The organism is Citrobacter sp. CK181 (genome assembly GCF_030333595.1).
Taxonomy (GTDB): Bacteria; Pseudomonadota; Gammaproteobacteria; order Enterobacterales; family Enterobacteriaceae; genus Citrobacter_B; species Citrobacter_B koseri.
This window is the reverse complement of record NZ_JAOWFN010000011.1, coordinates 721,042-747,560: the sequence shown is the minus strand read 5'-3', so window position 1 is coordinate 747,560 and position 26,519 is coordinate 721,042. Positions and strand designations below refer to the sequence as shown.

Genomic DNA, 26,519 nt, shown 5'->3' with positions numbered 1-26,519 from the left:
CCCACTTTAACCAGAATAAGCCTTCTCATGAGGCATGGAGAATCCGCATGACAAATTTAGTGAAAATTATCCGGTTCCACGAAAAAGGAAGCGCAGATGTTTTACGTATCGATGAGCTCACTCTACCGGAACCAGGTCCGGGTGAAGTTCGCCTGCGGGTAAAAGCCATTGGGCTGAACCGCGCCGAGGTGATGTTCCGCGAAGGGCAATATTTCCTGGAACCTACTCTACCATCAAACATTGGTTATGAAGCCTCTGGGATTGTCGAGGCGGTTGGCTCGGGCGTGGATACCGGGCTTATCGGGAAAATCCGCTCCACAGTTCCCGCTTTCCCACTTAATCAATACGGCGTGTATGGCGAAGTCGCTATCGTGCCCGCCGAGGCGCTCGCCGCGTATCCTGAGCGCTTATCATTCGAGGAAGGAACAAGTATCTGGATGCAGTACATCACAACCTACGGGGCGCTGGTGCATAACGGCCATGTCACCAAGGGCGATTACGTCGTGCTGACAGCAGCAACCAGCTCCATTGGGATCGCGGCAATTCAGATTGTTAAAGCAGAAGGTGGGATTGTCATCGCGACCACGCGCGGCGCCGACAAACGGGATGAACTGCTTGCTGCCGGGGCGGATCACGTTATCGTGACTAGCGAAGAAGACGTTGCAACCCGAATTATGGAAATCACCCAAGGCGCTGGCGCGCGGATCATTTTTGATAGCGTAGCTGGTTCCGGTCTGGCCGAACTGGCGCGCGCGACGGCCAAAGATGGCCTGATCATGATTTACGGTAACCTTGCGCCGGAACCGACACCGTTCCCGATTTATGAATCCTGGGGTCAGGGAGCGCAGGGTAAACCATTCAAAATGATGGGCTATACCATGTTCTCAATTACCGGCGACCCGGTCGCGCTCAAAAACGCGGAACGCTACATTTTCGAGAAGCTGGAGAGCGGGCAGCTGAAACCGCGCATCGACCGCACCTTCCCGCTTTCCGAAATCGCCAATGCACACCGCTATATGGAAAAAGGTCAGCAAATCGGGAAAATTGTTGTCGTGATTTGAGGTTGAGCCTTCGTAAAAGGAGGTTGCGAATCAGCTTATCTGCACTTCGCTGATTTGGGCGCGCTGATTCCCAAATTATTTCCATAGACAAATAAAGCCACCTGTATCTCAGGTGGCTTTATTATTATTCGATTTCCGTTACCCGGATTAATTTTCGGTTCAGGAATTCCCCCATCCCGATTTCCGATAACTCGCGCCCGAAGCCGGAGTTTTTCACACCGCCAAACGGCAGGCCCGGAGAGTCAGCAAAACAGGAGTTGATGTAAACCATCCCGGAGTCAATATGCGACGCAATGCGCTGCGCGTTTTTCGTATCAGCATCAAAGACGTAACCGCCCAGGCCGTAAGGCGTCGCGTTTGCCAGACGAATCGCCTCTTCTTCGCTGTCGACAACATAAAAAGAGAGTACCGGTCCAAAGGCTTCCTGAGTATAGAGTGGGTTAGCCTCAGTAATATCCGTAATAATGGTCGGTTCAAGATAGAAACCCGGACGGTCGACTCTGTTGCCACCAAAAACAATGTTTGCCCCTGCCGCTTTCGCCTCTTCAATCTGTTTCAGCAACCCCTGCAACGCACGTTCGCTTACCAGCGGGCCGAGCAGCGTCGACGCATCCTCAGGATCGCCAACGTTGATTGCCGCAAACTTCTCTTTGAGCGCCTCCAGCATGCGTTCGCCACGCTCACGGCCAATCACAATGACGCGCTTAATATTGACGCAACCCTGCCCCGAGTTCCAGGTACGCCCCATCACAACCTGCTCTACAGCATGATCCAGCGGCGCGCCAGGCATAATAATCGCCGGATCGCTACCGCCCAGCTCAAGAATGACCTTCTTCAGATTTCTCCCGGCACGTTCGCCAACGGACGTTCCCGCCCGCTCGCTGCCCGTCAGCGCGACCCCGCGCACCCGGAAGTCGTCAATCAGGCTGGCAATCTGATCGATACTGCAAAACAGGTTGGTGTACGCCCCTTCCGGCGCGCCCGCTTCCTCAAACAACCGTGCGAACGCCAGTGCACACTGCGGGACGTTTTCCGCGTGTTTGAGCATAACGACATTACCGGCGATGAGCTGCGGCGCCGCCACGCGCACCAGCTGGTAATAAGGGAAGTTCCAGGGTTCGATCGCCAGGATAACCCCGATAGATTCGGAGAGTAACGTCGCACCTGGCTCGCCTGGAATAGCCTGTGCCGCGAGCAGACGCTCACCGTTGGTGGCATAGTAGTCGAGAATATCCGCGACTAAATCAATTTCCATATAGCCAAAGCGCGTCACTTTCCCCATTTCAAGCGTCGGGTAGGTCACATACTCATCGCGTTTCTCACGCAGGATTTTTGCCGCCTTGCCGACAATCGCAGCACGCTCAGCCACAGACCGTAAACGCCAGTCGTCGCGATAAAGCGTGTCGGCTTTTTCCAGAGCGGAAAAGACCTCAGCATCGGTCTGCAACGGGAAAGTTTTGAGTAATTCACCTGTTGCCGGGTTAATACTTTGAAAGCTCATAAAAGGCTCCTGATGATAAATGCATAAGAGAAAATATAGGGGAACGGCGAGCCTGGGCAAACCGCATCATTTTCCCCTGTTCGTTTTATATTTAACGAAAACGTTTTCGTAAAGAATTAAAAATAAAGTCATCGTGTTCAGGCAACAGGGGCCTGAACGAACCGTACACAACCCGCGATCGGCGCGTGCCATTTAACAGCATACCGGGTATAAATTTCGGCCTGCGGGGAAAACTCTCCAGGGTTATCGAGCGTGCCGGCCTTAATCAGTAACATGCCGGGCATATTTGTCGCTTCGGTTACCACTGGCGAGCCGCATTCCCGGCAGAAGTGGCGGTGTGACGGCAGTCCGCTGTCGCCTGTATCGGTAAAGCATGCCGTTACTCCCTGCTGTTCATAATCACTTTTTTCCACCAGAAGGTTAACCGAGAATGCACTTCCGCTCGCTTTCTGACAATGGGTACAATGACAAACCACCACCGAGCGGGGCGGTGTTTTCATTCTGTAGCGGACGGCACCACACAGGCATCCTCCTTCCACCAACGTCATGTTCTTTCTCCTTTGTTAATTTTATCGAAAACGTTTTCGATAATTAAGTAGACAATACCCTGACCGCGTGTGGCCGTCAAGGCAGGGAAATTGGCAGGTTATGCTTTCTGGAAAAATTCACTACCGTGTGAGGAGCGCAGGATCAGCTCGGGCGACCACACCTCCTGTAGTGTTTCGACCGGTTTACCGTTCATGTGCGCCAGAAGCAGCTGGACCATTCGCTGGCCCGCTTCCTGGGTTGGCGCGGAAAAGGTGGTTAACGGCGGATTCAGGTAAGGTCCGAGCGGGTGGTTGTCGCAGCCAATAATTGCCACATCGGTACCGGGGCGCTTTCCGGTTTCCACAATGGCCTGCATCGCGCCGCTGGCAATCAAATCGTGGCCGCACATGATCGCCGTTGGCGGATTTTTCATCGCCAGCAGCTTTCTGGCACCCGCTAATCCGCCTGTATCGGACAGCTCCCCGTCAACAATCAGAGCAGGATCAAAAGACAGATTTGCGGCATCCAGCGCCGCCATGTAGCCTGCCCGCAAGTGGTGGCTGAGCATGAGGTAGTCTGGAGTATTGAGAAGCCCGATGCGGCGGTGCCCCAGGCCGATAAAGCGCGCGGTGCCGTTGCGCCCGGCAACAGTGCGGTCAATATCAACGAACGGGAAAGGATTGCCCGTTTCACTTCGTCCGAGAGTGGCAAATGGCACGCTGCGATCCTGCAAAAACTGGATTCTGGCATCCTCTTTACGCGTTCTGCCAAACATCACCGCATCAACACGCTGTTGTTCAACCAGGCGTCTGAAGCTGTCTATCTCCGATTCAATGCTTCTTCCGGTGACAATAACCAACTGATAAGGCGTTTTTTCCAGTTCCTGGTCGATTCCGGCCATTAGATCGAGAAAAAAAGGTTGTGCAAAGTGGGCCTGAGGATACGAAAGCACAAACCCGATGGTTTCCGACGTTCCGCTGCGCAAACGCCGCCCCGCCGGATCGGGCGAGAAGCCCAGTTCAGACGCGGCGGCAAGCACGCGTTGCTTCGTGGCTTTACTCACATCCTCCCGGCCATTCAGCGCCTTGGATACCGTAGAGACGGACAACCCGAGGTGCTGTGCCAGTTTTACGATATTGATCCTTTGCTTCATCCCATGCCACCAGAATTGATTGATTTATCGAAAACGATTTCGATTAAATATAACAGATTGGCTTTTTTAAAACTATCAGGATGCCCTGTCCCCACATCATTAGTGCCGTGCGGACATTAGCAATGTCCCCTCCTGGCACAACGCAGTCAGTCTAAAGCGCCGTCAGGTCTGCCATAATCGTACAGCAGACCTTATACCTGAAAGCCCATTCCGAACCGCATTCTGGACGTTCTAGCGCAACAGTACCTTACCCAGCAGATAAGTTGTTGCCTGTCCGCCGATGTGGACTCGATCCCCCACTCGCTGGCAGCGTAAATCCCCGCCACGTTCGGCGCCCTGGTGCGCCAGCATTTGTGTTTTTTTCAGTTTTTCAGCCCAGTACGGAATTAGCATGCTATGTGCTGAACCTGTAACAGGGTCTTCCGCCACGGCTTCTCCCGGGCAAAAGAAACGGCTGACAAAATCGTATTTCTCTTCGCCGGGTGCGGTTATGCAAACCATTTTCCCCAGAGGGAGCATGGCATTAATGTTCGGGCGTAGCGCTTCTACCTGCCGTTGATTATCCAGCACGACCATGTAATCACGCGCCACGCGCACTTCTTTGTATTCTGTGATGCCCAACGTTTCCAGCAATAAGGATGGCGGCACGACGGGCTCGGTTTCCCAGGCAGGAAAATCAAGCGTCAACCACTCGCCGCTGCGTGCTACTGTCAATGGGCCAACAAACCGGGTATCAAAATGGATAGTCGCGCCCGGGTAATCAAGATGTTCAAAGATGACGTGCGCGGCAGCAAGTGTGGCATGCCCACACAGATTTATTTCCCCCTGAGTGGTAAACCAGCGCAACTCAAAGCCGTTTTCATTTGGGACAAAAAAAGCCGTTTCTGACTGGTTATGCTGTTTAGACATTTTCAATAATGTCTCATCGGGCAACCACTCGGTGAGCGGACACACGGCTGCGGCATTGCCGCCAAAAGTAGCCGTGCTAAAGGCATCAACCATGTAAAAATCAATTTGTTGCATAGCGCAAACCTCGAATCATTCTTTGAGCCCCCCCACTCTACCATGCCTCGACAACGCGCAATCTCGTATTTTTCATCGTTTGATGTTCGGCTTCGGCGCCATTCCGTTGCTGGCGCTGTATCCCAATACCAGACGACATTTAAACAATGTCGCAACACCCCATTGACCTTCAAGTGAACTTTAAACTTATACTTTGAAAAAGGCCAATGGGCCGGGACACCCGTCTGAAATTGTCGAAGAGGAAGTGAGATGCAAACGATTCTGGGGGCAAGCGGACAGATTGCCCGGGAACTTGCTCGCGAGTTAACGCATTCTTACAGTGCTGAACTGAGGCTTGTAAGCCGTAATCCACAGAAGGTAAATGACAGCGATAGCCTTATGCCCGCTGATTTACTGGATGCCCGTCAGACACTGGAAGCGGTTAAAGGAAGCCGCATTGTCTATTTTGCGGCGGGTCTGCCGCCGGATGCCGACCTCTGGGAACAGCAGTTTCCGGTAATGCTGCAAAACGCGCTGAACGCGTGTCGGACAGTGGGGGCAAGTTTTGTTTATTTTGACAATACTTATATGTACCCACAGGACAGCAGATTGCAGACCGAGGAAACGCTGTTCCTGCCGTCAGGGCGCAAAGGGCGGGTTCGGGCCCTGATGGCAAACAAAGTGCTGGAGGAGATGCGCCGGGGCGACATCCCTGTGCTTATCGGGCGCGCGCCCGAGTTTTATGGGCCGGGGAAAACCCAGAGTTTTACCAATGCCTTAATTTTAGACAGACTTAAAGCAGGGAAAAAGCCACGCGTGCCATTACGTGACGACACGTTACGTACGCTCATATGGACTCCCGATGCCAGTCGGGCTTTAGCGCGCCTTGGCAACACCCCTGATGCCTTCGGTCAGACGTGGCACCTGCCCTGTTGCGATGAACGGCTCACCTATGCGCAGTTTGTTTCTCTGGCCTGTAACGTGTTCGGGAAAGAAACGTCATGGTCTGTCCTGAGCAAATTCGCCTTGTTCGCCGCCGGTATCTTTTCCAAAGGCCCACGGGAACTCCGGGAGCTCCTGCCCCGCTATCAACATGATAACCTGTTTGATTCATCAAAATTTAAGCGGCGATTCCCGGACTTTCAGATAACAACGTACCGTCAGGGACTGGAAACCCTTTACCGTGAATGGAAAGCGCCACTCACCGTAAAGAAAGACAAATAAACAACCACGCAGGTAGTATCGCTAATCAACCCCTGACATTAAACAGGTAGAATCAGATGAAACTCATTGAGATAACAGAAGCTGGCGGCCCTGAAGTTCTGAAGGTAAGCCAGGGAAAAATGCCGGAATGTGGCGAGAACGATGTCCTGATCTCAGTTAAAGCGGCCGGCGTAAATCGCCCGGATATTATGCAGAGAGAGGGAAAATATCCCATGCCAGAGGGTGTTACGCCGGTTCCCGGGCTGGAAGTCGCGGGTATCGTACACGCAATCGGGAAAAACGTTGCTCACTTTTCAGTTGGCGATCGCGTCTGTGCGCTCACCAATGGCGGGGGATATGCAGAATTTTGCGCCGTTCCGGCAGGTCAGGTATTGCCTGTCCCACAAAATTTAAGTTTTACAGAAGCAGCAGCGCTCCCGGAAACATTCTTTACGGTATGGGCCAATCTTTTTTCGTTAGGAAAAGTGAAAAAAGAGGATGTTGTTTTGATCCACGGTGGCGCAAGCGGCATAGGGACGACCGCGCTGACGTTGTGTAATGCCATGAATATTAAAGCGTTCAGCACCGTCGGAAGTGACGATAAAATTCCGTTCCTGCAACAATATGGGGAAATCATTAACTACAGAACCCATGATTTTGAAGAAGAAATCCTCAGTAGAACCGACGGAAAAGGCGTTGATGTTATTCTTGATATTGTCGGCGCCGCTTATTTTAACAAGAACCTTCGCCTTCTTAAAAAGGACGGTCGGCTCGTACTGATTGGATTTATGGGGGGCAGGATGGTTAAGGAATTCGATATCCAGGAACTGATCCTTAAAAGAGCGGTGGTAACCGGTTCAACGATGAGGAGCCGGGACGCCGCTGAAAAGGAAGAAATCGCCCAACAGCTCATACAAAAAGTATGGCCTTTAATCGAAGCCGGAAAGTGTAAACCCGTCATTCACCAGACAGTTAAATTTGAGGATGTCCGTCAGGCACATACGTTACTGGATGCCGGAACTCATATCGGTAAAGTTATCCTTACCCTTGAATAAGCGCAAAGGGCGGGAGCATCCCCTGTCCCGCCCTGAGCAATTATACAATCCTCAGCGGGCCAGCCCCTGGTAACCGGGTTATCAGATTTGCGCCCATTAACGTTGCCGGCGTGTAGGCCCCTCCTGCAATCCGGTTCATCATCAGGTGCTCAACCACCGCTAACGCCCCCATAATGGTCAGGGTATAACCATTCGGTGTACGGATACGGGCAGTTTTTTTGTCGCCACGGGCGTTGATGGCCTCTCCCCACACAAAAGAGGGCGTCTGTTCACGTTTCATTTCTCCGGGACCTTTCACCGTTCGGGATATATAAGCCTTGAGGAGCTTCTGCACCCATGCCAGTCGCAGCAATGGTCTGATGTAGTTTGCTCTCCGGGCCTGGGAAATCATGCGCGTCGAACCCGGCACAAAGACCTGAATGTCTGGAATACCTGTCGTGTAATACGCCGTGGACACGTCCCCCCAGGGGATTGTCATCGCGTCCTTCTCGCCATCGCCGAAGTCAATACGGCGAACTTCATAAGCAAGCGGCACGGTAATGATCTTCCCTCCTCGCCGAATTTTTCCGCCCTGCGCCAGCCCCTCGATCGCCGTTTTCGCCGTACCCGGAGAAAAAACAGAGCGTGAATCGAATCCCAGGTTAAGGCGGATCGCATCCGGCAGGGCCTCCTTCAGGGCGGCCGCCACGCAGTCCGTAGGAATAACGTCAAACCCGACGCCGGGGCACAATACAACACCGGCATCCCGGGCACGGGTATTCAGCAGTTGTGCCGCTTCGAACACGCCTATCTCCCCTGTAATATCAAGATAATGGGTTCGGGTTTGCAGGCAGGCCTCCATCAAAGGCGCCGCAGTAGCGGAGAACGGCCCCGCACAATTTAATACCAGAGCACACCCTTCGAGCTGTCTGAGCAGTTCAGCCGGGTTATCAAGGGCGAAGGCGTGAGCCTCAAGCCCGAGATTGCAAGCCAGAGAGTCTATCGTTTCTTGCCTACGCCCCGCCAGAACTGGCCTGAATCCTCGCCGTACGGCCTCACGGGCAATCATTTCTCCGGTATAACCGTTCGCGCCATAGATCATCCAGCGCGGAAATTCTGGATGGGAATGTTGCTCATTCATTGCATTGACCCCTTTAATAAATAAATTGCCCGGCTTACGTCACAGCATAACCTTAAAGTTAACTTCAAGGTCAATATACCCGTCATACTTCACGTTGCATGTACATTGGTTGCGCCGTAACGGTGACAGTTCAAATCTGAGCCAGGAGGTATAACGTAATGATTAAATTCACCAGCGAATGATAAAGCCAATACCATTACTTTTATTCCGCCTTATTTTTATTCGTCATTGATTGTCAGACGGCAAAATAACGATTAAAATAGTTTCTATCGCATTCACCCTTCGTTGAATCCTTCTCATTACATCTTCAGAGAAATCGTCAGTCATGATTATCAGACCAGAGCAACATTGGTTTTTTCGATTATTTGATTGGCATGGCTCGGTATTGTCAAAAATAACATTTCGGTTATTTTTAAACCTTGTCATGTCAGCTATCGCAATTATCATTTATCAATGGTATGAGCAACTGGGCATCCACTTAACCGTTGCCCCTTTTAGCCTGCTGGGGATCGCAATCGCTATCTTTCTTGGCTTTCGCAACAGCGCCAGCTACAGCCGTTTCGTTGAGGCACGGGGACTGTGGGGAACCTTACTGATTGCCGAGCGTTCCATCATCCGTCAGTTAAAAAATTTGTTGCCGAATGACGTTGAGCTACATAAAAGAATTTCAGGTTATCTGATTGCCCTTTGCTGGAGCCTGAAACATGAATTACGTAAAACCGACGCCGGATATGATATGTACCGAATTCTGCCCCGACATATTCTTACCCAGGTCATGTTCAGCCCGATGAAAACCAACCGGATATTATTATTGATCGGCGATGAAATGGCAGCATTGCGTGAACAAGGCAAGCTGAGCGATATTACATTTGGCCTCATCGATAATAAAATAGATGAAATCGCCCACGTTATTGGCGGCTGTGAACGAATTGCAAATACTCCGGTGCCGTTTGCTTATACATTAATACTCCAGCGAACCGTTTATCTTTTTTGTACCCTTCTTCCTTTTGCGCTGGTTGGCGACCTGCATTACATGACGCCATTCGTGTCCGTTTTTATTTCCTATACCTTTTTATCCTGGGATTCCCTGGCGGAAGAACTTGAAGATCCCTTTGGCACATCGGCTAACGATTTACCGCTTAACGCGATTTGCAACACCATTGAGCGCAATCTGAAAGAGATGACCGGGCAACAGCCCCTGCCGGAGCCGCATCAGCCCGATCGCTACTTCAATCTGACCTGAGTCCATTGCCCGCTATCCACCAATGTACGACAGGTTTTGCGTAATGCCGGTGTTCCCCTGATGTAAAAAATGCGTCTGTTTTTTATGCGTCAGCGCATCGGCAATACGCATCTTAAGGGCATCCTGCTGCGTATCGTCTTGCAGCACGTCTCGTAAATCGACCCCGCCATCACCAAAAAGACATAAATGCAGTTTGCCGATGGAAGAGACGCGCAGCCGGTTGCAACTGGCGCAGAACGTTTTTTCATAGGGCATGATCAGGCCGATTTCGCCTGCAAATTCCGGGTGGCAAAAGACCTGTGCCGGGCCATCACTGCGCTGGCGAATCTGGCGCACCCAGCCGCGTCGCAGCAGTTCATCACGCAGCACCACGCCCGAAATATGATGGCGTTGAAACAGCTCGCTGCCCTCACCCGTTTCCATCAGTTCGATAAAGCGCAACTGAATGCGGCGAGGCTTAATCCAGGCCAGAAACGTGTCCAGTTGATGATAATTCACATCGCGCATCAGAACCGTATTCACTTTGACCTTTTCAAAACCGGCGGCAAACGCCGCATCAATACCGTTCATCACTTCCTGAAATTTATCCTGCCCGGTGATGGCATAAAACTGGCGAGCGTCCAGACTGTCCACGCTGACGTTGATGGCGGTTAATCCGGCCTCACGCCAGCGTGCGACATCACGCGCCAGGCGATAGCCATTGGTCGTTATCGCAATCTGGCGAATCGCCGCATTTTCACGCACCGCCGCGATAATATCGATAAAGTCGCGGCGCAAGGAGGGTTCCCCGCCGGTAAGACGGACTTTTTCCGTACCCAGCGCGGAGAACGCGCGGGTGACGCGGCGAACTTCATCCACCGACAAGAATGACTTGTTACTCACGCCGCCGGGTTTGTACCCGTCCGGCAGACAGTAGGTACAACGAAAATTGCACACATCGGTAACGGACAGACGTAAATAGGTGAATTTACGCTGCCATGAGTCCATAAGCGGTTGCATAGATAACCTCGGGAGACAACGAACAGGCAGGCCACATCACGCTGATGTGGCCTGAGAAAGGAAGTAAGACGTGTTAGTGGGTTTTCATCCCCGCCGCCAGCATCAGCAGCTTAAACCCGGATGCGACGACGGCCAGCGCCATAACGCTTGCCGCCCAGATGATGACCATCCAGCCCACCCTTTTCCACCAGGCGCGTGGGGCGGTATCCGCAGGTTTAGCGTGCTCTGTGTCTGATAGTGAAGCCATTAATGATACCCCTCATCAGGATTAATTTTTCCGCGAAAGACGTAGTAACTCCAGCAGGTGTACATCAGAATCACCGGGATAATCAGTAGCCCGCCCACCAACATAAAGCCCTGGCTTTGCGGCGGTGACGCGGCCTGCCAGATAGAGATCGACGGCGGAATGATATTGGGCCAGATGCTGATGCCCAGCCCGCTGAATCCCAGGAAAATCAGTCCAAGGGTCAGCATAAACGGCCCATAGCTCGCTTTGCGGTTATAGGCGGAACGCACAATTCCCCAGCAGCAAACCAGCACTAACAGCGGGACAGGCGCAAACCAGATGATCTCTGGCAGGCTGAACCAGCGTTGAGCAATCGCCGGATGCGTCAACGGCGTCCACAGGCTGATAATGACGATGATCGCCAGCAGCAGCAGCGTCAGGATAATCGCCTTCTCCGACATGCTTCGGTGCAGCGGGCCTTCCGTTTTCATGATAAGCCAGGTGCAGCCCAGTAACGCATAGGCCACCACCAGCCCCACGCCGCAGAACAGCGGGAAAGGCGCCAGCCAGTCCATCGTCGAGCCGCTGAACGCCCGTCCGGTTACCTGCAAGCCGTTAACCAGCGTTCCCACGGCGACGCCCTGGCTGAAGGTTGCCAGCACAGAACCGCCGATAAAGGCTTTATCCCAAAGCGGACGGTGTTCCGGCGTCGCTTTAAAGCGAAATTCAAACGCCACACCCCGGAAAATCAGCCCCAGCAGCATGGCGGTTAGCGGCACGCTGAGCGCATCGACAATCACCGCATAAGCCAACGGAAACGCGCCATATAACGCCGCGCCGCCCAGCACCATCCAGGTTTCATTACCATCCCAGACGGGGGCCACGGTATTCATCATCATGTCGCGCTCTTTCTCGTTCTTATTGAACGGAAAAAGAATGCCGATCCCCAGATCAAAGCCGTCCATCACGATGTACATCAACGTTGCGAAAACAATGATGACGAACCAGATTATTGACAGGTCGATGCCCATTTTATTCTCCCCTGCGTGTGTTCATGGGTTCGCTCACCGCCGATAACGGACGCGCTGGCGTACCCCCCTGAGCGATATCATGCGCATGTTCGCGCACTGGCCCCTTTTTGATCAGCCGCACCAGGTAGAGGTAGCCCACCCCAAAGACGGACGAATAGACGAGGATGAACGCCAGCAGGCTGACGGACATGTGCATGTCGCCGTGTGCGGAAACAGCATCACGCGTGCGCTGCAAACCGTAGACCACCCACGGCTGGCGGCCAATCTCGGTGGTAAACCAGCCCGCCAGAATAGCGATTAACCCCGATGGCCCCATGCAGAATACGAACCACAGGAAAGGACGACACTGATACAACCGGCCACGCCAGCGCAGCCACGCGCTCGCCACGCCGGTCAGGATCATCAGCATCCCCAGCCCCGCCATTATCCTGAACGACCAGAAAATGATGGTTGAGTTCGGGCGATCCTCTTTCGGGAACGACTTCAGCGCGGGCACTTGTTTGTCGAGGCTGTGCGTCAGAATCAGGCTTCCCAGATAAGGGATTTCAAGGCTGTACTTCGTTTTTTCCGCGTCCATATCCGGTACGCCAAACAGAACCAACGGCGTGGCTTCGCCTGGCGGGTTTTCCCAGTGCCCTTCAATCGCCGCAATTTTCGCCGGCTGATGTTCCAGCGTATTGAGACCGTGCGCATCGCCAATCACCGCCTGAACCGGTGCGACAAACAGCGCCATCCACAACGCCATCGAAAACATCTTTCTGATCGCGGGCGTGTCGTTTCCTTTCAGCAAATGCCAGGCCGCCGACGCGCCGACGAAGAACGCGCTCGCCAGAAACGCCGCCGTGGACATATGCAATAAACGGTACGGGAACGACGGGTTAAAGACGATGGCCATCCAGTCCACCGGCACGACAACGCCATTCTCAATCGCGTAACCCTGCGGCGTTTGCATCCAGCTATTGGAAGAGAGGATCCAGAACGTTGAAAACAAGGTTCCCAGCGCAACCATACAGGTCGCGAAGAAATGCAGCCCCGGCCCGACGCGCTTCCAGCCGAACAGCATCACGCCCAGAAAGCCCGCCTCAAGGAAGAATGCCGTCAGAACTTCATACGTCAGCAACGGACCGGTGATACTTCCGGCAAATTGTGAAAAGCCGCTCCAGTTAGTCCCGAACTGGTAAGCCATGACCAGGCCTGAGACCACCCCCATCCCAAAATTGACGGCAAAGATCTTTGACCAAAAATGATAAAGGTCGCGATACGTTTCATTTTTGGTTTTGAGCCATAGCCCTTCAAGGACGGCGAGAAAACTTGCCAGGCCAATTGTTATTGCGGGAAAAAGAATGTGAAAAGATACGGTAAAGGCAAATTGTATCCTCGCAAGGTGAAAAGCATCTATTCCAAACATAATTCCCCCCACGGAGTCGACATTGACTGATTTATTTTGTACAACGCTTTCATTTCCAGCCTTTTTCTTTGATTAATAGCGATTTTCTGAATATTTCAGAGCAGGTGAATCTAATAATTTTCGGCGTGTTTAATTAGTCTCAAACAATTATTCAAAAAGTTCAAATAGGTTAAATTTAATAAGTGATAGATAACATTTATTATGATAATGATAAAATCCTGTTATAATTTCTTTAAATCGACAGCATAGACGCCGCATAATCCGGGCAAACCCCGCGAATTAACTGGGTTCCACCATCTGTTATATAAAATTTTATATAACGAATAATAAAAGATGTTGCTGTTATCTCCCGTGTAGAGACAACTGTTTGTATTTATTAACCATCACCATTACCCATTTTTTAAATAAGGTTAATGGCTTTTCAAATGGATATTTGTCCGGCTGGCTTTTATTTATATAACGCGCAGCCGCTAAACGTAATTGTTAAATACACTGGAATAACCCTACCTGTTATGTAGCTATTTCAGGATGCCAATGTGACCAGAATAGTCAGGAGTTCATATGAATAAGAAAAGACGTTCAGTTCCCGGAGTCAGACACTATGACGGTCCTGCTGGCGGCTGGGGCGCGTTAAAAGCAACGGCCATTGCCGTCCGAACACAAATGGACGCGCTTGAAGCCCCCGTTACCCTGTTGCGCACAAACCAGCCAGACGGCTTTGACTGCCCGGGATGCGCATGGCCGGATAAAGAACATAAATCAACGTTTCAGTTTTGCGAAAACGGTGCGAAGGCCGTCACGTGGGAAGCGACAAGCAAGCGCGTCACACCAGCGTTTCTGGCCAAAAATACCGTCAGCGCGCTGCTGAAGAAAACAGATTTCGAACTTGAAGGGTATGGTCGCCTGACTCATCCGCTGGCCTATCACAAAGAAAGCGACACATTTCGCCCTGTCGAATGGGAACAGGCCTTTGCCCGCATCGGCGAAGTGCTTCGCGGCCTCTCCCCTGAACAGGTGGAATTTTACACGTCCGGTCGCGCCTCCAACGAAGCGGCATATCTGTTCCAGCTTTTTGCGCGCGAATACGGCAGCAACAATTTTCCCGACTGTTCCAATATGTGCCACGAAGCCACCAGCGTAGGCCTGCCGCGCTCAATTGGCATCGGTAAAGGAACCGTATCGCTGGATGATTTTGAAAAGACGGAACTGGTGATCGCCATCGGCCATAACCCAGGGACAAACCATCCCCGTATGATGGGGACGCTGCACGAGCTTGCGCGCCGCGACGTGCCGATTATCGTCTTTAACCCGCTGCGAGAAAGAGCGCTGGAACGCTTTGCCGACCCGCAGAGCATCATCGAAATGGCGACCTACAGTTCAACCGACATCGCCTCAACCTATTTCCAGGTCAGAGCTGGCGGCGATGCCGCCGCGCTGAAAGGCATTGCCAAACATGTGTTGCAGCTGGAAGCCGAGCGTGGCGATGTTCTGGATCGCGAGTTTATCGCCGCCCATACGCTGGGCTTTGACGATTTTGCCGCAGATATTGCCGCAACCTCCTGGGAATCCATTGAGCGCGAATCAGGTTTAAACCGTGAGCAACTGGAAAAAGTCGCGGAAGCCTACGCCAGGTCCAACGCCACCATCATCACCTACGGCATGGGCATTACCCAGCATAACAAAGGGACGGCGAACGTGCGTCTGATTGCCGACCTGCTGTTAATGCGCGGCAATATTGGCAAACCCGGCGCAGGTATTTGCCCGCTTCGCGGACACTCCAACGTTCAGGGGAACCGCACCGTCGGCATTACCGAGAAACCGGCGCCAGAATTCCTCGAACGGTTGAGCGACGTTTTCGGGTTTGTTCCCCCGTCGAAACACGGACACGACGCCGTACAGGCGACGCAGGCCATGATCGACGGGCGCGCCAGGGCGCTGATCTGCCTGGGCGGTAACTTTGCCGTGGCAATGCCCGATCACGAACAGGGGTTCCCGGCAATGCACGGGCTGGACTTGAGCGTCCACATCGGCACCAAATTGAACCGAACGCATCTGCTGGTCGGGAAAGAGACGTTCATCTTCCCCTGCCTCGGACGCACCGAACTGGATATTCAGCGCACCGGCAGACAATCCATCACGGTAGAAGATTCTATGTCGATGGTGCATGCCTCCTCCGGCAAACTGAAACCGGCGTCGCCGTTATTGCGTTCGGAACCAGCCATTATTGCCGGAATGGCGAAAGCCACGCTGACAAACAGCAAAATCGGCTGGATGGAGCTGGTTGCTGATTACGATCTCATCCGCGAACTGATTGAACAAACCATTCCCGGTTTCGACAATTACAACGATCGTATCCGGGTGCCTGGCGGTTTCCGTATGCCGCTGCCGCCGACCGAACGCGTCTGGCCGACATCGACGGGCAAAGCCATGTTCTCCGTATTCCACGGCGTTAACGAGAACGTGACCGGCGAAGGTGAAAATACGCTGCGTCTGATTACCCTGCGAAGTCACGATCAGTACAACACCACCATTTACGCGATGGACGATCGTTATCGCGGCGTATTTGGCCGTCGTGACATTATCTTTATGAACGAAGGCGATATGGAGCAGTTAGGGCTTGAACATGGCGATCGCGTCGATATCCGAACGGCCCTGCCTGACAGCGATCTCTGCCTGGAAGATATCACCGTCGTGGCCTACAGCATTGCGGCAGGTTCTGTCGGCGCCTATTATCCTGAGGCCAATGTTCTGGTTCCGCTCAATTATATTGATAAAGAGAGCGGTACGCCTTCTTATAAATCCGTACCGGTAAATATCACCTTGCGTTCAAAAGAAATTCGCGCGCTGTAAAATTCGCCCCTTATTCATGGCGTTCTGCTGAATAAGGGGATTTATTTTTCAGCCACTGACGCGCAGAAACGGTATTGTTACGCCGCAATTCGGTTACAAAATTTATACATTCATGCAATAATGTGAACCCATGTCGTAGCGCAAACGGCTGCCGGAGCCTCTTCTTTGCCCCCAACAGACCGTCTGCCGAAGAGATGAATGATGGACATAAAACAACTCAAATATTTAATCGCGCTGGATCAGACCCGTCACTTTGGTAAGGCCGCATCGCAGTGTAATATCACGCAACCCACCCTCTCCATGCGCATTCGCAATCTGGAGGAGGAACTTGGTCTGGTGCTTATCGTTCGCGGGCAACGCTTTGAAGGCTTTACCCCGGAAGGCGAACGTATTCTGGCATGGGCAAAATCCCTGCTGGCCGCGCACGATGGCTTACAGGCCGAGGCCGCGCTCTGCAAAGGACAGGTTGTCGGCGTGCTCCGTCTGGGTATGGTGCCGCTCGCCAGCGTCGATCCTATGCTGTTTATTCGCGAATTAACCCCCAAATACCCGGAACTGCAATTTAGTCTCTATTCCATGACCTCGGAGCAAATTGCCGAAGGCGTAAACAGCAACCAGCTGGAGCTGGGAATATGTTATCTGAATAACATTGATGTCAGTCCGTTTGATGTTATCCCGTTAGCGAAAACCCGGATGGGTCTGCTGCACGACACGCGCCATTTTAAAATAGAAAATGAGAGCCTCTCCTGGAACGATCTCATTAATTTCCCGCTGGGTTTTCTGACCAAAGGTATGCATTACAGAGAGCACATGGATATGAGTTTTAAATCAGCCGGAATCTCGCCTAAGCATATTTTCGAAAGCGATTCGACATTCCAGATTATTCAGGCCGTGCAGCGTGGCATATGTTGCGCCATTATGCCGCTCAATAATGGGCTGGAGAATTTAAACAGTAATTTCCATATTACGCCGGTCGTCAATTCCAACATTGAAGCCCCTGTCGGCCTGATCATGCGTAAGCAAGCGCCGGTTTCTTCGCTCGCGCTGCGCTGCTTTACGGACGCGCGCGACATCTACGCCGCCCACAACCCACAGCATTCGTAATACCCGCAATCCGCGCCTTTGCGTGGATTGCTTACACAAGCCATCCATCGTCATCATTGCAGGATTCGCACATGCCGTTTCTGTGCCGGTTTTTTTCCTTTACCGCATTTAAAAACAGTAATAACTCACGATCGGTTCTTAAGCGGAATTTCGTCATTAACGCGTTTCGATGCGCCAGCACCGTTTTCTGACCGATCGCCATTTTGTAAGCAATCTGCTTTGACGTCATCCCCGCATAAAGAAAGGCAGCGAGCTGGTTTTGTTGCCCGGTAAGCGTCTTATGCGGGCAATGTCCGCAGTGGTGTACGGCATGGGGCGTTTTTGCCTGCTGTAAAGAAAACCAATGCTGCTTAATCACTTTACTGATCTTACTGACGCTTGCATTGAGCGGAATAAACACGATGTTTTCTATACAGGAGGGAATTTCTCCTCGCGCGGGAATATGTTTTTTATCCACCAGGCCAATCATCAGGCGTGGCGCACGAAATCGCATTTCAGCATGACAAATATACTGTTCACCGGGGTGCAGCATCAGAATTAAGATATCGGCACAGGCGGCGTTTGCGTGGTCATAGTCGTTAAAGGTGAGCGTGGTCCGATTCAGGTTCGGTGGAAATATTTCGCACAGTAACGCGCGCAATCCGTATTGATAAAAACGATCCTGACATCTGATGACAATATTCATGTATACGCGGCTCCGGGTAATAATTACTGATAGCTCAATGAAACCGTCACAACCGAATCAATGGTTCCCGGTGAGACCTGCCCTTGTTCACTGTAGAGCCGGGCGCGTAAATTCCAGGTGTAACGCTGTGCGACAATTTCACTGGTCAGAACCTGACCGTCGCCCAGCGGTCGGCCGTCCGCCGCCTGCAACTGTATCGCGACAGGGGTAGCGGTTCCCAGATTGCGATACATATCATCGCGATGCATGTCATCAGCGTTGCCGTTAAACTGAATCATCACGCCGGTTGTGCCTTCCGGGCAATGTTCAATGCTGAAATCAAAACTGACCCACGGCGTCGTTGACCCTGCGGTATACATTGATGAGGCCGATACCGGACTCCCCGCCGTTAAATCAACGGTTTTAGTGATGCTGTCGCTGCTCACCTGACACGGCGCGGCTTTCACATTCCCTTTGATATTTAATGCGATCGGATCGCCCTGACCCCATACCTGACCAGTAAGCAGCATCAGGGTCAGCAGCCAGCGTTTTCTTCCAGGCATACTTTTTCCTTGGATTATTGGTAGGTAATATTCAACGTGGCGGTGGCATTCGCGCTGCCCGGCTTCACCTGGCTTTTGGTCTGGTAATAACGCGCCACCAGCGGAAATGTCTCCTGCCCGCCTGCGGATTTTTTCAATACGATGCGGTTATTCAGTTGCAGCGGCACATCGTTATAAACTATCTGGACTCCCACGCCGCCTGCCGTTTCGGGGCTACCCTGCCCGGTCAGCGCCAGAACGCTGGTGTCAGCCGGCGCGTCAGGGTTTTGCGTTCCCGCCAGTTCAACATTGATATTCGCCCCCGGATCGCAGTTCAGCCCCAGATTTTGCGTATCGCTGTGCGACAGCACGGCTCCGGGCTGGCCGGTGAACTCGGCGGCATTAATATCACCGAGCTGAAAATTAAGAATCTGGCTGGAAAACGAACATGCGAGCGCCGTCACCTGGGTATCGGCGCCCATTGAAATCTGCATAAAAGAATGATCCGGCGTACCAAACCATCCCTGTGCAACCACTCCCGGCGTCAAATATCCCGATTGGATCGTTGCTGTTTTAATCAGCATCACGTCATAGTTACCGAGGTTATAGATATAGCTGGCGCCATTTGACGGCAGCACAAAATCCCCTGCGGGAATGGATAGCCTGATTCCCACCCCCTTCAGATTGGTGTTGTAAACATGATTTATCGGCGAAGGCGTCGCTGACAGGTAATTGATCGCATAAGCACCGTTGCAATAGACGGCACCGCCAGGCGCCGTGACCAACAATTTGGCATACCCGGAGACCCTGGCGCGGGCGATTTCTGCCCCTACCGGCGCATCTCGCTGCACGACAACATTCCCCATTGAGACGGTATTAAATAATGTCGTATTCACGGTACAGTCATCGGCAACGCTGAACCCTGAAAAAAGCATCAGTAAACTGAATAAGAGATAAGTTCGTTTCATTGTCAGATTCTCACGCGAGGTCAGCCCACTTAGCGGCAAAGAGAGCCGGTCACGCTAACGCCGCTGTAGTTCTCGGCTGCGGTTAATGAATAATTTGCCGTGCAGCGCTGCTCGCCGTCACGTCCCCAGACCACATTCAGCGTCCCTTCCGGCGGCATGCCGCTTAAATAAACCTGCCCCTCGTCACCGACAATAAATTGTTGTTCTTGCGCGCCTTTTAATGTCACCATCGCCCCAAACGGCACCGTCGAACCGTGGGGCCTGGTCAACGTCAACAGCACGCGCAGCCCAACATTAGCGACATAGTCCGCCCTCACGACCGCGCCACGGGTTGGCACAACGGTTTTGTTGGTGAGCGCCAGTTCAACATCGTCCGCAACGGATGCCGTATCCAGGCCGATATCATTTTTGCGATACGGTGAAACATTGGCGGAAACGGTGTAGCCACGAAAATCAGTTCGTACGCCGCTCTGGTTTTTAATCCCGACCCCCGATGCGCCAGGCGCGCCAATCAGCACGTTGGTTTCCCCCAGAGGCTGAGAGAACGTTACGCCATCGGCATATGCCAGCACGCCCCCCGCGAGAGCGTAATTCACGCGCTGCGAGTGGCGATCGTAACGATAACCCCCGCTAACATCGGCGTAAGTACCCTTATAATCCGCGCTCAGACTACCGGTATACCCCACGTCATCCGTGCCGTAACCTTGCTGAATATTCCAGTTCAGCGCGTTGCCAGCCAGCGCCGTTCCACTCAGCCCTGTGCTATGAGTCGCGCCCTTCCCGCTGCTGGCATTCATGCCATAACTAGCCCAGGTATTGCTCATAAAGCGATCCAACGGAATGCTGACATTCAGCGCCAGCTGTTGGTCTTTATCATAACGATCGCCGCTGCCGTTTTTACTCAGCGTCCAGGCGACGCTATAGCTCACGCCGTTCCAGGCATTGTGATACCCCACGCTCCACGATTGCATCGGTTTTCCGGTATGCCAGTAGTCCTCCTGTACCGCGCTTAACGCCAACGATCCGCCGCCTGCGCCCAGGGACTGGTTGACGTTGGCTTCCATACGGTTACGTCGTTTCGTTATCTGCCCGGAACTACCGCCATACGTATCGAAAGCGTCCTGCATACCGTAGTAACCGCGCGTTGAATATCGGTAACCCGCAATCGAAAAGTTTGTTCCTGTCGCGATGCTATTTTTGCTATAGCGCACACGCCAGGATTGCCCCTGAGTCTTGCTGCCATCAGCGGGTTGCGCCCATGACTGGATTACGTCAGCAGAAAGCGCGCCAATCGTTCCCAGATTTTTACCGACGCCGGACGCTATCGCCCGATAGTTACGGGAAGTCTGGACGCCGCCATAAAGCGTGAAACCGCCCGGCAAACCATAAATCGCGGTTCCCTGGCCGAAATCGGTTTGTTCCACACGACTGTCGCTGGAGCGATAGCGCCCGCCGGTTAACGCATATTTGAACCGGCCTTCACGCTGTAACACCGGTAATGATGCGAACGGGACGGTGAAGTGCTGCTCACTGCCATCCGCCTCTTTAACCGTGACCTCCAGATCGCCGGCGCCTCCCGTGGGGAACATGTCGGTAATGTCAAACGCGCCAGGGGCCACGTAACTTTGGTAGATTTGGTAGCCATTTTGCCGGATGACGATCTGCGCATTGGTGCGGGCAATACCGCGCACCACGGGCGCATACCCCTTCAGCGAATCGGGCAGCATGTCGTCATCTGACGCAAGCTGGCCGCCACGAAACGGTATACTGTCAAAAACATCCGCAGGAGAGGCGCTGTCTCCCAGCACCAGTTGCGCTTTCAGCGGGACGATATTGCGCTGGACATAGGTATAAATCGAATCCCAGTCCTCATCGCCCTGGCCGCCGCGCCGCCAGGTGGTGTAATTGCGCAAACGCCACGGGCCGATATTTATTCCGGGGCGCAAATTAGCGTACTGACTATTACTGTTATCACCGCTCAGACTGTAGTTAAGCATCGCGGCGGTAATGCCCTCATCCCAGAGTTCCGGCGCGACATCCCCCCGCGCCCTGGCAGATAACGCCGCCTGCGGAATACTTAACAACAGCTTTTGCGTCGAAAACTGGAACTCACTTGAAGCCTGTGGAATAGCGGACAAATCGGCGCAATCCCCTTTGCCCTGCACACCCGGATACTGCGCGATGTTAACGCCATAGCGTTGCAACATTTCCCCCGACAGGCAGGGCTCAAGCGCATCCTCACCAGAAGGCGTTGGTGTTTTATTGAATGCGATATCCTGCGTGTCCAGAAACTGCCCGTTGAGGATAATATCGACATGGTAAGTGCCCTGTGCCTGCCCCCCCATTTCAAAACCAGAAAGATCGATATTCTCGCTACCGGATGATATATGCTCCAGTAGCGCCGGATTAAAGTAATCCCGACCCAGAACCTCATTCAGCACGCTGAATATTCCCAGGGAGATAAACAATACAAGCCTGGCCGGATACGGATTAATTATATATTTGGCTATCATCATTAACGTAATTCCGACCCGTCGCTACTTAAACAGAACCGCTGTACTCCTCGCTGATTCCACCGTAATCATTAATAATCCTGAATTTCACGCTTCCGCCATTTCCGCCCGAAGGCAGTGCAAAACGGGCGGTACTCCCCGGCGCCACAAACGTTACATTGTCAACTTTCTTACCGGATACGGTAATTTCATTGAAATTAACGTAATAAGGCGTGGGGTTATTTACCTGAATAAACGCCCCGCTCCGGCTCCAGCTTAACTTTCCGAGCTGCGCTTCAGGCGTTGACTTGCTCAGCAACGCAGGCCGATAAATCAGTTTTATTCGTGTTTTAACCGCAATCTGTAACGTATTATCTTTACGTTGGGCCGACGGTATCGATTTAATATTCAGCCAAAACAGGGACTCTTTATCCTCAGGCAGATTTCCTGCCCGAATAATACGCATTACGTTTTGCTGCCCGTTATCAAGCCGGTAAAGCGGCGGTGTAATAATAAAAGGAGCTTTGCCCTTACCGTCATTTTGCGTTTCGATCCACGACTGAATTAAATACGGAATATTATCGGGATTACTGACGCTTAATGACGCTTCTTTTTTACCGCCATCGTAAATAACCCGTGTTCCGCCAATGGAAACGCCAGCATTCACACTGGAAACGCCGGTAACAAACAGCGCCAACGCGGTGGCGCAAACACGTAATACTTTCATGGTAAACCTCTGAGAGGGCCGGTTATCGGCCCCCCAACAACATATGCTCGTCAGTTATAGTTAACGGTGAAGTTTGCTACGGCGTTCACGACGCCCGGCACAACAGGCACGCTGGTAGCGACATAGGCGGCGTAGAAATCCAGTTGGTTGTCAACCATATCTAACAGTGAATAGGAATAGCCATTGATCTGATTAAGGCCTAAAGGCGCTCTGTCTGCCGTCATCAGTCGAATGGCCACCCCACTTGCCGAACCAGGATCGGCGGAAAGCGCCAACAGATCGGTATTACCCGAATGATTAACGCCATCAAATTTCACCCGCGCGGACGTGACGGAAGAGGGGCAGTTAATCAGACGCAAGGTAAATTTGGTCGTTGACGCTTCATCCCCTGCGTTGGTAAACGCTGTTTTATAGACACTTCCCATATCAACGGTCATCGTATTATTGGCGCCAATATCTACGGTACAGGCGGTATCAAGAACCTGACCCACAAATTTGACCGTGCCGTCATACGCTATCGCATGTGATATTGACAAAATGGCCGCAGCGGAAAGCGCCATCGCTATCATATTTTTTTTCATCATCGCTATCCTTAACACCTGTTTATTTATCGCGTTACGACATAATGTCCATACATTTTCTGCTCTGGAAATGGGCTGCCGGGAAACGCTTATTTTTGGCTATCATCGTAAAGACAAGGAGATAAATAACATGCGATTTCCCCTTCATCATTCCGGGCCGCATCACGTTAGCGGTTTGAATCCTGAATCAAGGCGCGATGTCAATTAAGTTCTCCTTAATTTAAATTTTCATATAAATGCACATATTTGCTCAAGTGATTTTTTGGTGTAATTTTACACCTTGTTCTGGATTCACTTATTTTTAGTCTGTCACCATAATTATTAGCTCAAGCAAGACGTTACGCTATTACAGAGACTATTATATGGGAGGACGGATCATGCCTGAAACCAAAATAGCTATTGAATCAAGTATGTATAAGGCTCTGCCTCTGAAGCCAATTGAACATGTAGAAAAACTGATTGCGCACCTGAAGCCACACGCAAACACACGAGAAACAAAATGCAGACAAATTATTAACAACGAAAATAATAGACCACATCAATGTTATTTATTGCTGAAGGGAACCATCGGGGTTTTCAGAGCTCGGGACGGCTTCATGCTTAACTCAGAAGTCGCCCCCTTTATTTTTGGCCTCAGCAATCAACTGGTTGATGCTGAATATTTGCTGATGCGCAGTGAGGAGTGCTCTGAGATCGCCTTTATTCCGCTGGAGAAAGTTAACGACGTTATAGCAAATGAGAATCTTTGGGAAAGTCTGGCGAAGGTGCTTATCTACACCGCCGGTCGGGTGTACGACCACTGTACGCGCATTTCAGCGCCGACATCCTATGATATTATTCGCGCTCAGCTGTATGAATTAATGCGTGAGTCTAATGAATTCAGACAAAATATAACTGCCGCAAATTATATTCAGTCAAGAACATTCCTGTCGCGCAGCAGCGTGATGAAGATACTGGCCGATTTAAAAAAAGGCGGCTACATCGTGACCGATCGCGGTGTTCTGAAGCAAATTCAGCAGAATATTCCCCTGAAATACTAGCTATGTTCAACACGCATTAACGCAGAGCCACTAAAATAGAATGACAACGACAGTGACCGGATAACACCTACCATGCCCCTGGATTCTTCCTTTAATCAACTGAAGCAGCCTTCGCCCTACGCAATTGCGCTGCTCAACGCACTCACGTCAGAACAGGATTTCAAACGGTATCCTCGCGGAAGTCGCTTTGTCTTCGTCCAGGGGGGCGAGCACCAGTGCCTGTTTTTCCGCACGGGCGTCGTAAGCATTGAGAACATCGAAAATAGTCTGTTGCTGGGGATAGCTTCTGCCCCGGTCTCCCTGGGGTTCACCAGCGCCCTGTCGGATAAACTGCTGATTCGCACGCTCGAAGAGTGCGAAGCGGCGACAATTCCCCTCGATGACGTGATGGAAACCATTGAGCGCAAGCACCTGTGGGAGATCATGGCAAAGCATATGATCATCGTCACCAATAAATTGTTTATCCAGAATGAAATGGCGACAGCGCCGACCGCTTACGACCTGTTGTGCTACCAGTTGCAGGCGCTAAGCCAGGAGCCGGAAAGCATCCGTTCTCAGATGGCGGCCTACCAGTATATTCTTGAACGTACCCGCCTTTCGCGCAGCAGCGTGATGAAGATGCTGTCAGCGCTGAAAAAAGGCGGCTATATCGAACTGGAACAGGGCAAATTAATCGCAATTAATCACCTCCCTTCTCGTTTCTAACCCCCCGTTTTTTACGCTTAAAGCGGCGGCATTCGTTGGTCGGGATCGCAATTCTGACGATTACCTCGCCTTTACGTTCCATAATGAAACGTGATTAAGCATAAATGTTCCGTTGATGAAACATGTTATGGCCGAATTTTCTTTTCCGCTCACTGTTGCACAATAAGGTTATCGGCAGTGAGTGGTAGCCGTGTCATGGTACACAACCGATACCCCTACAGCAGAAGATGCGGAGCAAAATAATGAAAAAGCTGATTAACCGTGTAGAAGAGGTGCTGAACGAACAACTCGCTGGTCTGGCAAAAGCGTACCCGACGCTGACGCTGCATCAGGACCCGGTCTACGTTACCCGGTCAGATGCGCCAGTGACAGGAAAAGTGGCGCTGCTTTCCGGTGGCGGCAGCGGGCATGAACCCATGCACTGCGGCTATATTGGGCCAGGCATGCTCTCCGGCGCCTGCCCGGGCGAAATTTTTACCTCGCCGACGCCAGACAAAATGTTTGAGTGCGCCATGCACATTGACGGCGGCGAAGGCGTCTTACTGATCATTAAGAATTACACCGGCGACATCCTGAATTTTGAAACCGCCACGGAGCTGCTGCACGACAGCGGCGTAAAAGTCACCACCGTTGTGGTAGATGATGATGTGGCGGTCAAAGACAGCCTTTATACCGCCGGTCGTCGCGGCGTCGCCAATACGGTATTAATTGAAAAACTGGTGGGCGCGGCCGCAGAACGCGGTGACACGCTGGAAGCCTGCGCGGAGCTTGGCCGTAAGCTGAATAATCAGGGGCATTCAATCGGCATCGCGCTCAATGCCTGTACCGTGCCTGCGGCGGGCAAACCGTCCTTCACATTGCAGGATAACGAAATGGAGTTTGGCGTGGGAATTCACGGCGAACCCGGCATTGACCGTCGCCCCTTCTCTTCTCTCGATCAAACTGTCGATGAAATGTTTGACACGCTGCTGGAAAACGGCGCATACAGCCGCACGCTGCGTCACTGGGATCATCATCAGGGAAGCTGGCAAGAAGATAAGCAGAGCAAACAGCCGTTGCAGCGTGGAGATCGCGTCATTGCGCTGGTCAACAACCTCGGCGCCACGCCGCTGTCTGAACTGTTCGGCATCTATAACCGGCTTGAAAGCCGCTGTCAGGAAACCGGCATTACCATTGAACGCAACCTGATCGGCTCTTACTGCACCTCTCTGGATATGACTGGCTTTTCCATCACCCTGTTAAAAGTGGATGATGAAACGCTCGCGCTCTGGGATGCGCCGGTTCACACGCCTGCGCTCAACTGGGGCAAATAAGGA

The 26,519-nt window shown here is 52.1% G+C and carries 24 protein-coding genes; 9 read left to right on the top strand and 15 right to left on the bottom strand.

What is annotated here, in order from left to right:
* Nucleotides 1-47 precede the first annotated feature (47 nt).
* Nucleotides 48-1,061 (top strand): zinc-dependent alcohol dehydrogenase family protein, encoded by a 1,014-nt coding sequence (locus OGW17_RS07710; RefSeq protein ID WP_071258497.1) that lies wholly within the window; start codon nucleotides 48-50, stop codon nucleotides 1,059-1,061.
* Nucleotides 1,062-1,185: 124 nt separating this feature from the next.
* Here the strand turns inward: OGW17_RS07710 and OGW17_RS07705 are convergent, their stop codons facing one another.
* The 4 genes from OGW17_RS07705 to OGW17_RS07690 form a co-directional block, all read right to left on the bottom strand.
* Complete coding sequence (locus OGW17_RS07705; RefSeq protein ID WP_071258501.1) at nucleotides 1,186-2,562, bottom strand: aldehyde dehydrogenase family protein; 1,377 nt, start codon at nucleotides 2,560-2,562, stop codon at nucleotides 1,186-1,188.
* Nucleotides 2,563-2,699: 137 nt separating this feature from the next.
* Nucleotides 2,700-3,110: a GFA family protein gene (locus tag OGW17_RS07700; protein ID WP_071258503.1), complete on the bottom strand. Its 411-nt coding sequence runs from the start codon at nucleotides 3,108-3,110 to the stop codon at nucleotides 2,700-2,702.
* A 98-nt stretch (nucleotides 3,111-3,208) separates the two neighbouring features.
* Nucleotides 3,209-4,243: a LacI family DNA-binding transcriptional regulator gene (locus tag OGW17_RS07695; RefSeq protein ID WP_200025654.1), complete on the bottom strand. Its 1,035-nt coding sequence runs from the start codon at nucleotides 4,241-4,243 to the stop codon at nucleotides 3,209-3,211.
* Nucleotides 4,244-4,474: 231 nt separating this feature from the next.
* The gene (locus tag OGW17_RS07690; protein ID WP_012132129.1) at nucleotides 4,475-5,266 is read right to left on the bottom strand and encodes a PhzF family phenazine biosynthesis protein; all 792 of its coding nucleotides are present in this window, start codon (nucleotides 5,264-5,266) and stop codon (nucleotides 4,475-4,477) included.
* A gap of 249 nt (nucleotides 5,267-5,515) precedes the next feature.
* Here OGW17_RS07690 and OGW17_RS07685 point away from each other — a divergent pair, with 249 nt between their 5' ends.
* Nucleotides 5,516-6,469, top strand: coding sequence for an NAD-dependent epimerase/dehydratase family protein (locus tag OGW17_RS07685; protein WP_071258505.1), 954 nt, complete (start codon nucleotides 5,516-5,518; stop codon nucleotides 6,467-6,469).
* A gap of 56 nt (nucleotides 6,470-6,525) precedes the next feature.
* The gene (locus OGW17_RS07680; RefSeq protein WP_071258508.1) at nucleotides 6,526-7,503 is read left to right on the top strand and encodes an NAD(P)H-quinone oxidoreductase; all 978 of its coding nucleotides are present in this window, start codon (nucleotides 6,526-6,528) and stop codon (nucleotides 7,501-7,503) included.
* A gap of 40 nt (nucleotides 7,504-7,543) precedes the next feature.
* On the opposite strand, the gene OGW17_RS07675 is transcribed toward OGW17_RS07680, so the two are convergent.
* Complete coding sequence (locus tag OGW17_RS07675) at nucleotides 7,544-8,623, bottom strand: saccharopine dehydrogenase family protein (protein ID WP_071258511.1); 1,080 nt, start codon at nucleotides 8,621-8,623, stop codon at nucleotides 7,544-7,546.
* A 325-nt stretch (nucleotides 8,624-8,948) separates the two neighbouring features.
* Between OGW17_RS07675 and OGW17_RS07670 the strand changes: the two genes are divergently transcribed.
* A complete protein-coding gene (locus OGW17_RS07670; protein WP_024130281.1) occupies nucleotides 8,949-9,866 on the top strand; it encodes a bestrophin family protein in 918 nt (305 codons plus the stop codon).
* A 12-nt stretch (nucleotides 9,867-9,878) separates the two neighbouring features.
* Here the strand turns inward: OGW17_RS07670 and moaA are convergent, their stop codons facing one another.
* The 4 genes from moaA to OGW17_RS07650 all read right to left on the bottom strand — a co-directional run bounded on the left by moaA (nucleotide 9,879) and on the right by OGW17_RS07650 (nucleotide 13,530).
* The gene (moaA, locus tag OGW17_RS07665; protein WP_071258514.1) at nucleotides 9,879-10,865 is read right to left on the bottom strand and encodes a GTP 3',8-cyclase MoaA; all 987 of its coding nucleotides are present in this window, start codon (nucleotides 10,863-10,865) and stop codon (nucleotides 9,879-9,881) included.
* Between the two features lie 73 nt (nucleotides 10,866-10,938).
* Nucleotides 10,939-11,112, bottom strand: coding sequence for a DUF2474 domain-containing protein (locus OGW17_RS07660; RefSeq protein ID WP_072271878.1), 174 nt, complete (start codon nucleotides 11,110-11,112; stop codon nucleotides 10,939-10,941).
* Nucleotides 11,112-12,122 (bottom strand): cytochrome d ubiquinol oxidase subunit II, encoded by a 1,011-nt coding sequence (gene cydB, locus OGW17_RS07655; RefSeq protein WP_047463333.1) that lies wholly within the window; start codon nucleotides 12,120-12,122, stop codon nucleotides 11,112-11,114. The genes OGW17_RS07660 and cydB overlap by 1 nt, the downstream gene beginning before the upstream one ends.
* Nucleotide 12,123: 1 nt before the next feature.
* Nucleotides 12,124-13,530 carry a cytochrome ubiquinol oxidase subunit I gene (locus tag OGW17_RS07650; RefSeq protein WP_047463330.1) on the bottom strand — a complete coding sequence of 469 codons (1,407 nt, stop codon included), beginning with the start codon at nucleotides 13,528-13,530 and terminating at the stop codon, nucleotides 12,124-12,126.
* A gap of 561 nt (nucleotides 13,531-14,091) precedes the next feature.
* Here OGW17_RS07650 and OGW17_RS07645 point away from each other — a divergent pair.
* The gene (locus OGW17_RS07645; RefSeq protein WP_012132117.1) at nucleotides 14,092-16,380 is read left to right on the top strand and encodes an FdhF/YdeP family oxidoreductase; all 2,289 of its coding nucleotides are present in this window, start codon (nucleotides 14,092-14,094) and stop codon (nucleotides 16,378-16,380) included.
* Nucleotides 16,381-16,581: 201 nt separating this feature from the next.
* Nucleotides 16,582-17,484 (top strand): LysR family transcriptional regulator, encoded by a 903-nt coding sequence (locus OGW17_RS07640; protein ID WP_024130280.1) that lies wholly within the window; start codon nucleotides 16,582-16,584, stop codon nucleotides 17,482-17,484.
* 31 nt (nucleotides 17,485-17,515) lie between these two features.
* Here the strand turns inward: OGW17_RS07640 and OGW17_RS07635 are convergent, their stop codons facing one another.
* From OGW17_RS07635 to OGW17_RS07610, 6 genes are read right to left on the bottom strand one after another with little or no spacing between them, the layout of a single operon-like run.
* A complete protein-coding gene (locus tag OGW17_RS07635; RefSeq protein ID WP_071258517.1) occupies nucleotides 17,516-18,169 on the bottom strand; it encodes a helix-turn-helix transcriptional regulator in 654 nt (217 codons plus the stop codon).
* A 23-nt stretch (nucleotides 18,170-18,192) separates the two neighbouring features.
* A complete protein-coding gene (locus OGW17_RS07630; protein ID WP_071258520.1) occupies nucleotides 18,193-18,711 on the bottom strand; it encodes a fimbrial protein in 519 nt (172 codons plus the stop codon).
* 14 nt (nucleotides 18,712-18,725) lie between these two features.
* The gene (locus tag OGW17_RS07625; RefSeq protein WP_071258523.1) at nucleotides 18,726-19,658 is read right to left on the bottom strand and encodes a fimbrial protein; all 933 of its coding nucleotides are present in this window, start codon (nucleotides 19,656-19,658) and stop codon (nucleotides 18,726-18,728) included.
* A gap of 29 nt (nucleotides 19,659-19,687) precedes the next feature.
* Nucleotides 19,688-22,174: a fimbria/pilus outer membrane usher protein gene (locus tag OGW17_RS07620; RefSeq protein ID WP_071258526.1), complete on the bottom strand. Its 2,487-nt coding sequence runs from the start codon at nucleotides 22,172-22,174 to the stop codon at nucleotides 19,688-19,690.
* Nucleotides 22,175-22,199: 25 nt separating this feature from the next.
* Nucleotides 22,200-22,877 carry a fimbrial biogenesis chaperone gene (locus tag OGW17_RS07615; protein ID WP_071258529.1) on the bottom strand — a complete coding sequence of 226 codons (678 nt, stop codon included), beginning with the start codon at nucleotides 22,875-22,877 and terminating at the stop codon, nucleotides 22,200-22,202.
* 50 nt (nucleotides 22,878-22,927) lie between these two features.
* Nucleotides 22,928-23,458: a fimbrial protein gene (locus OGW17_RS07610; protein WP_024130278.1), complete on the bottom strand. Its 531-nt coding sequence runs from the start codon at nucleotides 23,456-23,458 to the stop codon at nucleotides 22,928-22,930.
* A 377-nt stretch (nucleotides 23,459-23,835) separates the two neighbouring features.
* Between OGW17_RS07610 and OGW17_RS07605 the strand changes: the two genes are divergently transcribed.
* The 3 genes from OGW17_RS07605 to dhaK all read left to right on the top strand — a co-directional run bounded on the left by OGW17_RS07605 (nucleotide 23,836) and on the right by dhaK (nucleotide 26,516).
* Nucleotides 23,836-24,498, top strand: a complete 663-nt coding sequence (locus OGW17_RS07605) for a winged helix-turn-helix transcriptional regulator (RefSeq protein ID WP_024130277.1) — start codon at nucleotides 23,836-23,838, stop codon at nucleotides 24,496-24,498.
* 72 nt (nucleotides 24,499-24,570) lie between these two features.
* On the top strand, nucleotides 24,571-25,203 hold the full coding sequence (locus tag OGW17_RS07600) for a winged helix-turn-helix transcriptional regulator (RefSeq protein WP_071258535.1): 633 nt from the start codon (nucleotides 24,571-24,573) through the stop codon (nucleotides 25,201-25,203).
* Nucleotides 25,204-25,445: 242 nt separating this feature from the next.
* Nucleotides 25,446-26,516 carry a dihydroxyacetone kinase subunit DhaK gene (gene dhaK, locus OGW17_RS07595; protein WP_071258537.1) on the top strand — a complete coding sequence of 357 codons (1,071 nt, stop codon included), beginning with the start codon at nucleotides 25,446-25,448 and terminating at the stop codon, nucleotides 26,514-26,516.
* Nucleotides 26,517-26,519 lie beyond the last annotated feature (3 nt).